The 14,778-nt window shown below is 45.0% G+C and carries 11 protein-coding genes; 5 read left to right on the plus strand and 6 right to left on the minus strand.

All coding sequences use genetic code 11. The annotated features are described in order from the left end of the window. Positions 1-289 precede the first annotated feature (289 nt). Positions 290-1,318 (plus strand): P-loop NTPase family protein, encoded by a 1,029-nt coding sequence (locus ABD744_RS05885; protein WP_344796400.1) that lies wholly within the window; start codon positions 290-292, stop codon positions 1,316-1,318. 42 nt (positions 1,319-1,360) lie between these two features. Here the strand turns inward: ABD744_RS05885 and ABD744_RS05890 are convergent, their stop codons facing one another. Together ABD744_RS05890 and ABD744_RS05895 are read right to left on the minus strand one after the other, a co-directional pair. Beyond that, a complete protein-coding gene (locus ABD744_RS05890; protein WP_344796402.1) occupies positions 1,361-3,838 on the minus strand; it encodes a DNA polymerase II in 2,478 nt (825 codons plus the stop codon). Between the two features lie 118 nt (positions 3,839-3,956). Beyond that, positions 3,957-4,865 (minus strand): LysR family transcriptional regulator, encoded by a 909-nt coding sequence (locus tag ABD744_RS05895; RefSeq protein ID WP_344796404.1) that lies wholly within the window; start codon positions 4,863-4,865, stop codon positions 3,957-3,959. Between the two features lie 183 nt (positions 4,866-5,048). Between ABD744_RS05895 and ABD744_RS05900 the strand changes: the two genes are divergently transcribed. Next, positions 5,049-5,429, plus strand: a complete 381-nt coding sequence (locus tag ABD744_RS05900) for a hypothetical protein (protein ID WP_344796406.1) — start codon at positions 5,049-5,051, stop codon at positions 5,427-5,429. 73 nt (positions 5,430-5,502) lie between these two features. Here ABD744_RS05900 and ABD744_RS05905 read toward each other — a convergent pair whose 3' ends face one another. The 4 genes from ABD744_RS05905 to ABD744_RS05920 form a co-directional block, all read right to left on the minus strand. Continuing rightward, the gene (locus ABD744_RS05905; protein ID WP_344796408.1) at positions 5,503-7,203 is read right to left on the minus strand and encodes a sensor domain-containing diguanylate cyclase; all 1,701 of its coding nucleotides are present in this window, start codon (positions 7,201-7,203) and stop codon (positions 5,503-5,505) included. Between the two features lie 253 nt (positions 7,204-7,456). After that, positions 7,457-8,581 (minus strand): fatty acid desaturase family protein, encoded by a 1,125-nt coding sequence (locus ABD744_RS05910; protein ID WP_344796410.1) that lies wholly within the window; start codon positions 8,579-8,581, stop codon positions 7,457-7,459. Between the two features lie 19 nt (positions 8,582-8,600). Beyond that, positions 8,601-9,761: a flavin reductase family protein gene (locus ABD744_RS05915; protein ID WP_344796412.1), complete on the minus strand. Its 1,161-nt coding sequence runs from the start codon at positions 9,759-9,761 to the stop codon at positions 8,601-8,603. Between the two features lie 184 nt (positions 9,762-9,945). After that, positions 9,946-10,473, minus strand: a complete 528-nt coding sequence (locus ABD744_RS05920) for an aminoacyl-tRNA deacylase (RefSeq protein ID WP_344796414.1) — start codon at positions 10,471-10,473, stop codon at positions 9,946-9,948. Between the two features lie 277 nt (positions 10,474-10,750). Here ABD744_RS05920 and ABD744_RS05925 point away from each other — a divergent pair, with 277 nt between their 5' ends. The 3 genes from ABD744_RS05925 to dsbD all read left to right on the plus strand — a co-directional run bounded on the left by ABD744_RS05925 (position 10,751) and on the right by dsbD (position 14,766). Then, a complete protein-coding gene (locus tag ABD744_RS05925) occupies positions 10,751-11,587 on the plus strand; it encodes a phosphotransferase (protein WP_344796416.1) in 837 nt (278 codons plus the stop codon). An 87-nt stretch (positions 11,588-11,674) separates the two neighbouring features. After that, entirely contained in the window at positions 11,675-12,814 is a 1,140-nt protein-coding gene (locus ABD744_RS05930; RefSeq protein ID WP_344796418.1) for a mechanosensitive ion channel family protein, read from the plus strand. Positions 12,815-12,918: 104 nt separating this feature from the next. Continuing rightward, a complete protein-coding gene (gene dsbD, locus ABD744_RS05935; RefSeq protein WP_344796420.1) occupies positions 12,919-14,766 on the plus strand; it encodes a protein-disulfide reductase DsbD in 1,848 nt (615 codons plus the stop codon). The last annotated feature ends 12 nt before the right edge of the window (positions 14,767-14,778 follow it).

Raw genomic sequence — 14,778 nt, forward strand, 5'->3', positions numbered from 1 at the left:
GTTACTTATGCATTGCAATTTTTCTGTTGCGTTCTACAAGGTATGTCGAAAGGCGTAGTAATTATCATTCATTCAATTTTTGATGTGCTAAATTTAAAAATAAATGAACTGGTCAGGATTTAATGCCTCTAATTATGGAGTCGCAGCTTGCGTCAAGGTATGGGGGTGATCAGGCAGAAATGACGCTGAATAATGACGTTTTGGTGCAGTTCAGCCCTTTAGGTAGGGCAGCAGGACAATAAAAGTACTTTTAAGTCTACACTAAAATAAATAGTAGTTAGGTCTGGGAATGGGTAAGTCGAAAATGGAATCAATGATGTCGCAAATATTTAATTCAAAATGCCATAATCATCAGTGTATCAGTACCGGCAGTTTGTCACTCGATATTGCCATTGGTTCAGGTGGTTTTGTAAGAGGGCATATTAATGAAATTTGTGGTGATCGATATACCGGAAAAACGACACTTGCCTTGTTATCCATAGCTTCCACCCAGAAACAGGGTGGTGTTTGTGCGTATATTTATTCTGGTGACTTTGATGAGCAATGGGCAGAAACATTGGGTGTAAGTGTGGATGAGTTGACTCTCATTCAGTCGGATGGTAGCTTGGATGCAATTAAAGCGGCAGAAGCACTGGTCACTCACGATGTCATGGATCTGATAATCTTTGACTCGCTTTCTTATACTGCTGTTTCTCATAAAAATGCTGAACAAAATGATACTCGTTTATTGCAGGCGGATGAAATATCTGCGGCCGTTCGAAAGCTAAAAATAGCAGTGGAGTCTTCCGAATGTTGCTGCTTATTAATCAATCGCACAACCGAAAGCGAATACAGTGACTTATCAATTTGTAACGTAGTTGTTCAGCCTCTCGTAAAGGTTGCTACATTAGCCAGTAATGAATATTCGACAGCACTGCGAGAGTCCACCGTATGTGATCATGCAGGCCTGGATATGACGGACTGTCTTTGTCATCCGGTTGCCGTTAAGCAAGATCGAACGATGAATACGAAATTTACTCTGAATGTGGCTGTGCTGGAAAGCCCTTTTGATATTGGTTCAAAATACACGGATGTGCTTATTAGCTCCCGTAAGGGCTTGGATCAGGTTCGTGAAGTACTGAAATTGTCGTTAAAGTGCGATTTGATTTCCATGGAGTCTGGCCATTATCAATTTCATGGTTATGCGTTTGAAGGGCTACCTGAGCTGGAATCCGCTCTGAATCAAGATGAAGCGTTTTTTGAAACGCTGAAAGCTCAGCTGTTTAGGCATCATGGATTTAGACCCGAAATGACGGATGACCTGTTGATGTGCTTTTAGTGTTTTAAAATAATTCGAGTACCTTAAAATATTTCGAGTACTTTAAAATAAATCCATTTGTTGGTCTGTTAAGCGGTCGAAGTCCAGCCCGATGAAGGGCAAAATGCCATCGGCAATGGGTTTTAGCTGTTTTTCCAGATAATGTTGATAATCCAGTTCACTTTCTCGGTATTCAATAGGCTCTGGTCCGGTCAACGTTATCACGTAACTGATCCAACCTTTATTCTGATATTGCAGAGATTTTCCTAGCGCGGCGTTTTTCTGGTCAGCGATTTTTGCTGACCGGGCATGAGGTGGAACATTTTTTACATAGTCTCGTAAAGGCCGTCTGAGCCGTTTTCGGTAAATGAGCTGGTGGTCGTTTTCACCGTTCAATGTTGCTTGAACTGTACGCTTAATAAAATGGGTTGGGTCTTGATCGTCGAAGATAATACGATACAAATGATGCTGAAACGATCTGGCTAAATCAGTCCAGTCGGTCCGGACAGTTTCAAGTCCTTTAAAGACCATTTCCTGTTTGCCGTCAATGGACGTTAGGCCAGCATATCGTTTCTTTGAACCGGCTTCTGAGCCGCGAATGGTAGGCATTAAAAATCGATGGTAGTGGGTTTCGAACTCTAGCTCCAGATAACAATCCAGATTGTATTTCTCGCGAAGCTCTTTTACCCAGTAGTCATTGATGTCCTGAGCCAGCTGTTTGCCAATGCCATTGGCCTGGCACTCACTTAACTCAGAGTCCAAAAGCACAAAGGTGGAATCAGTATCGCCATAAATGACCTGATAACCTGCTTGTTCAATCCATAGCGCCGTTTTTTGCATGATTTTATGACCCCGCATGGTGATGGAGCTGGCGAGGCGAGTATCGTAAAAGCGGCAGCCGCCGGACCCTAAAACGCCGTAAAATGAATTCATAATAATTTTCAGCGCCTGAGATCTTGGGCCGTCTTTATCCTTTTTAGCTTGATCACGTTGAGCCCAAAGCTCTTCAATGATGTTTGGTAAAAAGTGATGGTGACGAGAGAACATGGCGCCTTTAAAGCCGGGAATCGCGTTGTCCGGATCTTTCAGACCTTCAATCAAGCCCATAGGGTCGATTTTAAACGTGCGAATGATGGAGGGATAAAGGCTTTTAAAATCTAAGACCAACACATTTTTATAAAAGCCGGGCAGGGAGTTCATGACGTAACCACCAGGTGACGCCAGGCCGCCGTCGGGTGGCAAATTAGGTGAAATGTATCCCGCCCGGTGTAATTTAGGTAAATACAGGTTGGTGAAGGCTGCCACTGAGCCACCAATTTTATCAAGTTCAAGGCCGGTTAACTGACTTCTCAATATCAGGAAGTCCATGATTTCAGTGTGTATAAATATGTCCCAGACCAACTTACAGTCTTCCAGGTTATAGGCTGCCAGTTTTTGTTTGTTGTGTAGAAAGTCATGGGTTATGTGTTCAACGCGATTATCAACGTCTTCGGTTTTTTTGCCGCGTTTTAATAGTTTTTGAGCTACATTCTCCAGGCTGAAACTTTCAAAATAATACGTGGCGGTTCGTAATGCATCGATACCATCAATCACCACCCGTCCCGGCAGTGTTACAAAACCTTGGTTTGCTTCAGTTCGCGAGTCGCGCCAACTCATTGGGCTTAAGCCCCGGCCCAGTCTGAGTGTGAGGTTCTGTTTTTTGGCTTGTTTGTGTAGCAGCTGAAAGTCGAAGTTAATGACATTCCAGCCGATGATGATGTCTGGGTTGAGCAACTGAATCTGGTTTTCCAGCGTCATCAATAATTGGTATTCATCTTTTACCCAAATGATGTTGATCTTGGGGTCATCAGTGGTTTCCGGTTGACCGATCATGATGACCGTTCGAGTCAGCTTATGCGAAGAGGTTTCTTTGTCGTTGGCTGACGCAGCTTGGGCTGGGTGGCCATAGAGACCGATAGAATACAGCTCACCTTCCATTGAGCACTCTATGTCCAATGAAAGGACATTGAAGACGGGCTTTATCTTTGAGGGCTTAATGCGAACGTTGGTGTATTCAGTGTAGTCAAGTTGAGTTTTAGGTGTACCAATGAACTCAAAACTCCCATGAATATTGCGTTCAAATAAAAACTTGTCCTGCAGTTTAAGATCGTGCTCGAAGGTTTCAATGTCTGCCCCGGACAGTTGTTGCCTCGCTTTAAAGTGGTCGTCAATGGTGGAAAAATACATTGCCGAGACGGGTTTGTTTTCAAAACTTTGATGTTTAAGCGGATTAGCATGGTGAGCTATGTGTAGGCGATTTAGGATTTGAGAAGCTCTTTCCTGATCTTCGCTGTGTACAAAGAAAAGTGGGTTTTGATCTTCGAAAACGAGTTTTACTGTGCCTTTGGGTGTCCAGCCCCATAGAATGGTTTGAGTCTTAGGTTCAATGTTGGCGGCGGCGCTTTTAACGGCAGAAAGGTTTATCGCTTTATTCTTTCGTAGATCCTGAGCATGGCGGGTTAAAAGAAAGCCATGTTGACGATGAAACTCAGGATCAGACATAAATCAGGACGGATATATTTTAAAAGGGATTAAATTGTAGAGGAAATCCCTTTCAAGTGAAATCACCTGAGACATTATGAACACCTCACCGTTCATTCATGGCCGCAGGTCTCCGGTGCTAGCCTGCGTTTTGTTGTTTGCCGGTGTCATTCATAGGCCAAAATTTCGACAATTGTTCTAACCAGGCTTGAATGAGTGGGTCTTGCATGCGCTTTGGTGAAATAGCAACGCCTAATGGAATGGTGGGCGTTCTGCCTTTCCATTGCGTACCCCAGCCTTCTTGTTCGGCCTTTTCTGCATCGTCTTTGCGTAATAATGCAATACCGGATTCTGCTTTGACTAATTCCCGGATGGCTTCTTCTGAGTCGACAAATACTGTCTTGCTGGGCTCTAAGCCTGCATCACTCAGTATGGCTTCTTTGAGTTTGTAAAAAGGGCAGCGATTTGTGGTGTAAATCCAAGGTAGGTTTGCCAGGTCTTCGACAGAGGCGTAAGTTACTTGATCTCCCCAACCTGCCGGTGCAACTACTGCGGTGGGTATATCGGCCAAGTGAATTGTGTGGACGTCCAGAGACGCGCACGGCCCAAAGAAAAACCCTGCATCCAGTTTACCTTTTCTTACGTGAGTGATGTTGTCTGGTGACATTCCGTTCACGAAAGAAAGCTGGAGATCCGGGTAGTGCTCAGACGTGTCGGCGAGCAACTCTGGAAGCTTGAGGAATGATAAGTCTGAGTTAATGCCGATGGATAACTGACCAACGATGGTTCCTTGAATGGAAGTGGCATCCGCGAGCATTTGATTGGAGGCTTCAAGAATTGCCTTGGCCTGAATTAACAGTCTTTCTCCGGCAGGGGTTAAGGACATGCCTTTTGGTGTACGGTCAAATAAGGCAACCCCGAGCGTTTCTTCCAATGACTTTAACTTTGCGCTGATGGCCGGTTGACTGGTAAATAATCTGTCTGCAGCCCGAGTCAGGTGTCCTTCTTCTGCCACAGTGACAAAGGCCTTGAGTTGATTGAGTTCCATAATGTCTCTCCGTACGATGATCTGGACATTGAACCTTAAATGCGTCTAAACCTCCATCGTAATAATCGATGGACATGATCCAAAATTCTTATAGGGCGGCGGTTGTTGAAGGTTATTATTGCCTGTTACGATGCAATCAATTGCCGACTTAACGGATTAAAGGACTATATAGGGAGTGTATTTATGGATGAGAAAGTTATGTCTTGGCCCAATGCGGTATTGGTGGCCATTGATCAACTTGGTAATGCAATTGCCGGCGGAAATCCGGACGCCACGGTATCGGCCAGAGTTGGCTACTTTGCCAAGAAAGCGCCTGAACCCATGCGCTGGTATTGGCGATGTCTTGAAAGGGTCATTGATTTTACATTTTTGCCCATCGATGGCCCAGATCACTGTTGGAATTCATACCGGGCGGATAAATTAGAGCGGTTTCAGGAGGGGAGTGATTTGTTTCGTGCTGTGCTTGGGGTCTTTGTTATTCTGTTTTCTCTTCCTGCATCGGTCGCCTTGAGGTTGGCCGTTTTGGTTTATCCTCAATGGCACTGGAAACACCAATCTTGCTGAACCTGACAGATGACGTTCGAGCCGGATTGCATTTGATTGGCCTGAAAGTAAAGCGCCTTCGAACCAGGCTGTCTTAGCCGTATTTGCTGGTGTTGCTTTCGGCTCGACTGTTTTCAAATGTGGCGCCCTGAGTACTGTGAGCGTCTTTTTGGAGAAAGCCGGAGGTTTGTGAATCCGGTTCAGGCGATTCTTTCATGATTTTTTGTACCAATGATTTTGCGTTGGCCATCAAGGGCTCGTAATTGGCGGATGAATGGCAAAAGCGGTCTCGTCCGGATTCTTTGGCTTCGTACAATGCGATGTCTGCCGACTTCAGGAGAACCTCCGCTTTGTCACCTTGATGAGGGTAAGTGGCAATGCCGATGGATATGGTTAACTGACCCAGTGACTGGCCATGAAAATTCAGGTGTTGCTCTCTGATCAGGTCGCAAACTTTTGCTGCAACGATGTCTGAGTTTTCAAGGCCCGTTTCCGGAAGCACGATAGCCAACTCTTCGCCTCCGATACGGCACACTATGTCTTCACCCCGTAAGTTTTCTGTTAGCAAGGAGCCAAGAGACTTGAGTACATAATCGCCGGCATCGTGGCCAAAGGTGTCGTTAAATCGTTTGAAGTGGTCCACATCCAGCATCAGAACGGATAAACATTGTTCACGTCTTTGTGCTCGCATTATTTCATGGTCCAGGCTTTCTTCCAGGAATCGACGATTGTACAAGCCGGTTAAAGGATCTCGAATGGCTTGTTCTCTTAGCTTGTCCTGGAGGTTGAGGTTGGCCAGCGCCAAACCAAGGTGTTCTCCGATGGTAAAGGCGACTTGCTGTTTTTCTTCGTTCAGATTTTCGTCTTTCAGGTACAAATGAAGAATGCCTATGGTGTTTCCGTGCGCTATTAAAGGAATACACAGGGTCTGGTCGCCATTGACTGTATGCATGTGTTTGCAGGGCAGGGTGGTGTGTTCATCATTGGCTAAGTGGAATTTGCCTTTTCTAAGTGCCCAACACTCATCAGGCGCGTAAGATTTTTCTCCTGGCCAGTTTCCGCCCCAGTCCAGCTTGATTTCAAGTTGGTTTCTGGAGGAGCGCATTAATGAAATGGCGCCGTTAATGTCGCCCAAAAGACGAGGAACGATATCACCGACTACTTGTTGTGCTTCAGACATGGTGTTACAGGCTGCCAGCATGTTGGCCAGGCGATGTAATAACTCTATTTCTTTGGTTCGTTCAGCGACACGGTCTTCGAGGCCTTCGCGCTCTTCGGAAATGTGATGGTTGAGCATTTTATGAGACATAACCATCAAAACCAGAAGGATACTCAGAACGCCCAGAAATATAAAAGTCAGTAATGTTCTTAAGCCCCAGAGTGCTGAGGTCATGTGTTCTGTAGAGGTAGATACCCGGATAAAACCTTCAAAGTTATCGTCCTTAAATACTTCAGCATAATAAATAAGGTCTTCATCCATGATCTTGCTGTGACGAGTGCTGCGACCGATTCCCTCCTTGCTTGCCTGGATGATTTCTGAGCGTTTGGCGTGGTTTTCGGCGTGTAAAATTTCTGAAGGCGTGAGGGTTGAATCTCCGACAACGGTGCCATCGGTCTTGATGAGGGTTACTCGGTAATCGGGTCTTATTTCGTGAAGCTCATCTGTGATTCTGTCGAGGCGTGGAATTTGGTTGTCGTGATAGGTTTTGTCCAGTGTTAACTTTGTCGCGTGAACTAAATTTATGAGCTGCTCGTCTGTATGTTTTAAAAACCAATGCTGAAAAGCTCTTTCCATCAGTATTCCGGATAACAAAGCTAGAACCACCATACCTAAGCATGGCCAAAACAGTAAATTTTTTTTCATGGAATACGAACTCTGGAATCACAGGAAAATTAACACGGCTACTTGAATTGTATGCGAGGGAAAGGGGTTTCGCTATGTTTTAGACAGGATATTACGATGATTAGTTCTTAAAAAGGTGCGAGTTATGTCTTAGATGGAAGTAAGCGCATTATTAAGTGGCTTACTTCCATCTTAAGAATAATCATCAGTTGGAGGCAGTCAGAGGTTCCTTAGGTTTAGTTGCTGATTGAGGGAAGGAATATTTAATAATTCGTTTTAGTACTGTGAAATATTGCCTGGAAAAGCGACCTGTGTTGTAGGGAATACCATGTTTTTTAGCGATTGCTTGAACTTCAGGAGCCATCTGGGTATACCTGTGCGCAGGGATGTCCGGAAACAGATGGTGCTCTATTTGACAGCTTAGGTGGCCCGTCAGAATGTGAAACCATTTGCGCCCTTCAATGTTGGAAGAGCCAAGCATTTGACGGTGGTACCACTGGCCTTTGGTTTCGTTGTTGCATTGTTCTTGGGAAAATGTGTGGATGTCTTCCGTAAAATGGCCACAGAAAATGATGGTGGATGTCCATAAATTACGTATCAGGTTTGCTAAGAAGTTACCAAGCAATACCGGTAGAAACATAGGGCCTGAGATTAATGGGAAGAATATATAGTCTTTAAAAATTTGACGGCCTGCTTTGCTGAAGAAGGCTCGTTTCAGGTCGTGAGCGGAGAGTCGTTTCTTTCGGTTGTTTTTCTTTTTGCTGAAAACGCGATCCCCAGCTAATTCATGATAAGCAACGCCCCACTCGAATAACAAGCTTAATAACATGTAGATGAACACCTGAAAGGTATTTTTAATTCGCCAAGGTAGGTCATTACTCAATCTGAGTAATCCGTAGCCGAAATCGCGGTCTTTGCCGATGATATTGGTGTAAGTATGGTGCTCGTAGTTATGATAATGACGCCAGGAGTCTGAATCCCCTGCATTATCCCAGTCAAAAGAGCGGGAGTTGATGTTTGGGTCGTTCATCCAATCGTATTGACCGTGCATCACATTATGGCCAACTTCCATATTGTTCAGGATTTTTGAAAAGGCCAAGGCTAAAACGCCAAACACCCAATACATAGGGTGGATAAACCCTAGTACCATTGAAATCCGGCCGAAAATACCGCTCCATCGTTCTATTCGGATGATTCTTCGAATGTAGGCAGCGTCTTCTTCACCAACTTTGCTGAGGGTTCTTTGTCTGAGTTCGTTTAAATCAGACTCCAGGGATTGGCTTAATTCTATGGGGAGTTGTTGCGTGGTTGCTTTTGTTGTGCTGTTCATTGCTTTTCTCTACGATGGGTTAAATTTCAACTTGTACATCGCCTACAGGCAAAGAGACGCAAAGCTGGATCTCTTCTTCACCCGTATCTGATATTTGGCCTGTGGTTGTATTGAGTGTGATGCCGCTCTTTTTGGTGCACTTGCACTGATGACATACGCCCATACGGCAGCCGTAATTTGGGTTCAGTTGGGCTGCTTCTGCCAATTCCAGTAAAGTCGTCTTTGGTGTGGCGGAAACGTCTGTGGGCATGGCGTTCTTGATGAATTGCACGTTTCCCAACTCCGTATTGGAAATTTGAATGTCCTTGAGGTCTGGTTGGGTTGAGTGGGCAGAAAAGAACTCTTGAAGTATGTGTTGCTGTGAAACGCCTTCTTTAATGAGCGCCTGGCGGGTATCTGTAATCATTTGAGCTGGGCCACAAATAAAAAATTCACTGTCTATGAATGTCGGGCAGATTTGCCGGAGCATGTCGATTGAGAATCTTCCCTGTGATTTTGAATTGATAAAATGCACGTTGATTTTTGCGTGATTTTTTAAATGAGAATGACTTGCCAGCGTAGTGAGTTCTTCTTGGAATAGGTGCTCATCTCGTGCGAAATAAATTAAATCTATAGACGAATCATGCCTCTCATACTTCAAGCTGCCTAGCATGCTTTTTATGGGGGTGATTCCTGTTCCAGCAGCTATTAGCACTTTGTGGTTTGGTCTGTCTGTGAGTGTGAAATCTCCTTTTGCTGCTGAAATCTGTGTGTACTCACCGGCTTTGAGACCATTAATCAGCCATGGCGTAACTTTACCGTTGTTTTGCTCTCGAATAGTGAGTTCTATCTTATTGTCTTTTTCCCAAAGCCGGGGAGCGGATGAAATGCTAAAGCAGCGTGTAAAAGCTGCGCCATTCTGGTGTGTGGTTAATTCAATGAATTGACCGGGTAGAAATCCGCTCCATTTTTTAGATGGTTGGAGTGTCAGTGCAATCACGTTGTGGCTGATTCGGACTACGCTCAGTATTTTTGCTCTGAAGCGGTGGTTAGTCCACTGTGGAATAAATTGTTGAATTAAAGGTTCGAAATAGGAGTTTACTTCTTTACTGTTAACAAGTGATAGCGGTAGGTTGATTTTAATGAAGTCTTTAACTTGTTGTTTTTTAATAGATATGTTGTTTTTTGTAAGTGTTTTCATTTTTTCCTCCAAATTTCAGCTTACAGTTGTACTCTTAAATAATGAAAATTTCAAATGAATGTTTAAATTTATTGGGTGGTGTGTGTTGATTTGGTTGGGTTGAGTGAGGATATGGCTGAGAGGTTGAGCTTTCCTTGCTTGTACTGATGTGGGTATCAGGTCAAGCAAGGAAGAATGGCTGGGTTCAGAATTCTGCACCGTTATCTTCAGGGTCGAACTGTGCGCTGGAGGGTGGGTAGCCTGCTGAGAGGTGGCTGAACTCTCCATTCTGCTGGGTGGCTATCAGGGATAAGAACTGTCGTTTGGACATGGATATCAGTTCTTCGTGATTCCCGGATTCCATATATACATGTTCGTTTTTAGCGATGGTGGAATCCCATAGTGCCGAGAGGTGATAAGCGGAAGGTACGCCGGGAATGGCACCTGGCTGGCAGTCCTGAAAAACTTTATTTAAATCGTTTTGGTTGGCCTTGCTCCAGTGGTTCTGTCTGTTTTGGTTTATTTTTCTGAGGTCAAGCCTGTGGTCTGCGGGAATGAGTGCCACAAGGTAGTTGTTTCCCTGTTTGAGCAGAATGGCTTTAATCATTTGATGGAGTGGAATGTTGGCGGATCGAGCGCTGTCGGCGGAACAACTGCTCTCAGGGTGGTGGATCGTTGAGTAGTGAATTGCCTGGTCATCTAGATAGGTGGCCAGATTATGAGCAATGGACATAATTGTCTCCTCCTCATGTAAGAAAATGACCTTTCTTTGAGTTTAGTTTAGCAGCTGGTGTGGCTGGATGAGGGAGAATCGGCCGTCAGGGGGTGGTTTAGGGGCAATTTGTGCGAATAATTGGAGTTTGCGTTTTATTCTCTGGATTCGTTTGCTGAAATGGCAAATTAAGTCTGTGATGTATGTCAGTGTGCGGTTTAAAAAAATTGCTATGGTTGGCGTGTTTTTATTGAGTATTGCGCTGTCGAGTTGGGTTTGTGGATTGGATTGTAAGTAGATGCCTATAAGTGTACTTGAGCAAGTTGATCGGTTTTTGGGGCTGTCGTTGGTTTGGGAGCCATTGGATGAGGTTGTCTATAAAAAATCGGATTCGACGAATCAAATTTTTACGGCTGATTTGGATGCGGGCGACTATATGAACCTTAAACGTTCGTTGCCTTTAGGCGTTCAACAGCGTTTGGGCGATGTTCAGAGGCTTGTGTTGAGGATTAATGCGGCCAGACAATCGGCATTTGGTGCGTCGAGGGTTGTTGAGTCTGAGATTTTAACCGGTTTAGGCTCGGCTTCCTGGGCGCCGGTTGTGATTGAGAATGATTTGGGCGGAGGCTGGTTGTTAATGGCTTATCATGGCAGTCCTGAATTGATGCCGTCAGAACTTAACTTAAATGCGGTGCTCTCGATTGTAGAAAGTATGCAGCAGTTGTCACTAGGGCCAGTGTACAGTTATGAATCGCTATTGGTTAAATATCTGGATGAGTTTAATGGGAGGGGAGATCAGCAAGGTGTGGATCATGTTCGTTGGCTGGATCAGTTGTGGCGCAGTTTGCCGGATGTAGGCTTATGTTTGGTTCACCAGGATTTGCATCCTGAAAACATCCTGAAGTTGGGGAGTCAATATACCTTGATTGATTGGGAGTACTCGGGCATTGGTAATCCATGGTCGGATGGTGCAGCGTTGATTGCTAAGTTTGGTTGTTCGTTGTCAGAAGTGCATCGCTTACCTCGGTTCAAGGGGTTGTCTGAATCGGAATTCGAGTCGGCTATTAAAACGGCAGAAGAGGCTAATCATTTGCTTGAAAAAATGTGGTTTGCTGCCAGAGAGTCTGAATCGTGAAGATTGAGGGTTTGTTTTTGCAATTGATGGGCGTTATGTGGAAGATAGTGGGTTGAATTTGATGTTAATTTTATTGGGGGAAAGTATATGACCATGGAAGATTGGATTATGGCTCAGGAATGGTTGGGCTGGTCTTCTGGTTATGCGTGGGTTTGGATTGTGATGTCGATTTTTGTGGTGTCGGCGATTGCAAGTTTTATCATTAATCAATTGCTAAATGTGGCAGAGGTACAGACGGATAAAACCAAAAACTTGTGGGATGATTCGCTGATCTATGCAGCGCGTAAACCTGCCAAGGTATCTGTTTGGATTGTTGCTGCAATTTTGTCGTTCGATGTGGTAGAGCGAAACACCCAAGGCGAAGCGGTTTCTTCTTTAATTGATTATGTTCAGCCCGAAAAGTACACCCTGTTTGTTGTATTGATCATTTGTTGGTTCGCTCTTCGCTTTATTAAGCAGGCAGAGAGGGTGCTGGTTGACCCGACTCGATTGAGTAAGCCGATGGATTTGACGACAGTGCATGCGCTGGGCAAAGCCCTTAAGGCAATTGTAGTTGTTATTGCTGCACTGGTTGTTTTGCAGACGGCGGGTGTAAGTATTTCGGGAATTCTGGCCTTTGGTGGTGTGGGTGGTATTGCCGTTGGTTTTGCTGCGAAAGACTTGCTGGCCAATTTCTTTGGTGGGTTGATGATCTATCTTGACCGGCCGTTTAAGGTGGGGGACTGGGTGCGTTCGCCGGATAAGAATATTGAGGGAACCGTTGAGGATATAGGCTGGCGCTTGACCCGGATTCGAACGTTCGATAAGCGTCCTTTGTATGTTCCAAACTCGACGTTTGCCAATATTTCGGTGGAAAACCCGTCAAGAATGTTAAATCGTCGGATCTACGAAACGATAGGGGTTCGATACGATGATGCTAAGCGAGTAACAGCGATCGTTGAAGAAGTACGTGAAATGCTGCGGGGCCACGAGGATATTGATACAAATCAGACTCTGATTGTTAATTTCAATTCGTTTGGTTCGCACTCGTTGGATTTCTTTGTGTACACCTTCACCAAAACTACGGACTGGGTTGAGTTTCATAAAGTTAAGGAAAATGTGTTGTTGAAAATTATGGAAATTGTTCATAAACATGGTGCTGATATGGCGTTTCCGACTCAGACGATACATTTGCCGGAAGGGGTGTTGCCTGAGGTAAATACCAGGGAACTAAATACCTGCTCTTGAGTCCATTCTTTAAGTTTGTTTGCGTTATGGCAGAGGGCAGAAGGAAGTTCTGCTCTCTGTATGCCCATTTAATCCTTGTTTTTATAAATAGAGACCTCCTTTGTATGTTAGCTGAAAGATGTCGCCAGTGGTTTCTGGTTGTGTTGACTTGTTTCTCTGTATTTTTGTCTGCGGTTGCGAGTGCTGAGCAGGGCAGTTTATGGGGAAATAACAAGGGAGGGCTCAACTTGTTTGAGCAATCCGAGCCTGAATTTCTGCCGGTCGATAAGGCGTTTGTTTTTGAATCTGAAGTGGTTGGTGATTCGCTTTTGCTACGTTGGAAAATCACTGAGGGTTATTACCTCTACCTTGACCGGTTCTCGGTCAAAGATGCCACTGGTAATAAGCTTGAATATGAGACCGTTGAAGGCAATTCCAAGACCAAAGATGACCCGGCTTTTGGTTTGGTGGAGGTGTTTTATCAAGAATGGGCGGTTAAAACAAAGCCGGGTGCTGAGGGTGATCTGACCGTTCGGTATCAGGGGTGCGCGGATGCGGGTTTGTGTTACCCGCCAACCATAAAGAAGGTTTATTGGACTCAACCCACAGAAGAAGGGGGTGCCAGTAATGATTTAAATAAGGTTGCAGCTGCTGTGGCTGATGGCTCTGGGAAGCAAGCGTCTGTTGTTTCTGAAGGCGCAGGGCTGGATTTGGCAGGAAAGGGCTTGTTTTGGGTTGTACTGGCTTTCTTTGGAATAGGGCTTGGCCTTGCGTTCACACCTTGTGTTTTGCCTATGTTGCCCATTTTGAGTTCTGTGGTGGTTAATCACCGGGACAACGGAAAGGGCTCTCCGGCGCTATCAGCAATTACTTATGTGTTGGGGATGGCGATCACCTACAGTTTGTTGGGTGTTGCTATGGCGGGTTTGGGTGATGCGGTTCAGATGCAGGCCTGGTTGCAGCAGCCGGTTGTCGTTGGTGTGTTTGCCTTCTTATTTATCGTCTTAGCAATGTCAATGTTTGGATTGTATGAGCTTCAGCTTCCTGAAGTGATTAGGAGCCGATTGTTGGTAGTGGGTGATGATTCTCGTAATCATGGTTTATTCGGGTGTTTGGTGTTGGGTATTATCTCGGCGCTTGTGGTTTCTCCTTGTGTTTCCGGGCCGCTGGCCGGTGTTTTAATTTACATAAGTACGACGCAGGATATGTTGTTAGGTGGGGCGGCACTGTTTGCGATGGCGCTCGGAATGGGCGTTCCGCTGGTGGCTATTGCCTTGGGTGGTCGGAATGTTATACCAAAAACCGGAGCCTGGATGGGTCAGGTAAAGGTGATATTTGGTGTGATGTTATTGCTTATGGCTTTGTATATCGTAAAACACCTGATCTCCTTGGATGTGATGGTACTTGTGACCGCAGTAATACTTCTGGTTTATGCAGTATGGGCTGGTGCGCTAAATAGTGCGACAAACGGCCTGTATCGTGGTGTGCTTTTGGTGGTCTTTTTGTATTCGGTTGCGTTGGCTGTGTCCGGGTTGTCGGGTAAAGCCAGTTTTATTCAGCCTTTAGCGGGTTTGGTTGTGGCAGGGAGTTCTTCTGAGCAATCGTCTGTTGCTAAGCTGGATGCAGTTACTGTGTTGCCGGGGGCGGAGTTAACGCGAGAAATGAGCAATGCTGTCGCTAATAATCAACCGGTTATGCTGGATGTATTGGCTGATTGGTGTGTTTCCTGTTTTGTGATGGAGGCTGAAATTCTGGTTAAGGATGATGTTCGGGCGATGATGTCGAACGTTAAGCTGATTAAAGTTGATATTACGGATGTTTCCACTGAAAACGCGAATTTTTTGAAGGCGGAGCAGTTATTCGGGCCGCCGGCTTTTTTGTTTTATGATGGAGCAGGTAAAGAGATAGGTCGTCTTGTTGGAGAAGTGACAAAGTCTGAATTTATTGAATATTATCAATCGCTTGGCCTGTAGTTTGGGTCTTTG

Source organism: Litoribacillus peritrichatus (assembly GCF_039537985.1).
In the GTDB taxonomy this organism is placed as follows: domain Bacteria; phylum Pseudomonadota; class Gammaproteobacteria; order Pseudomonadales; family Litoribrevibacteraceae; genus Litoribacillus; species Litoribacillus peritrichatus.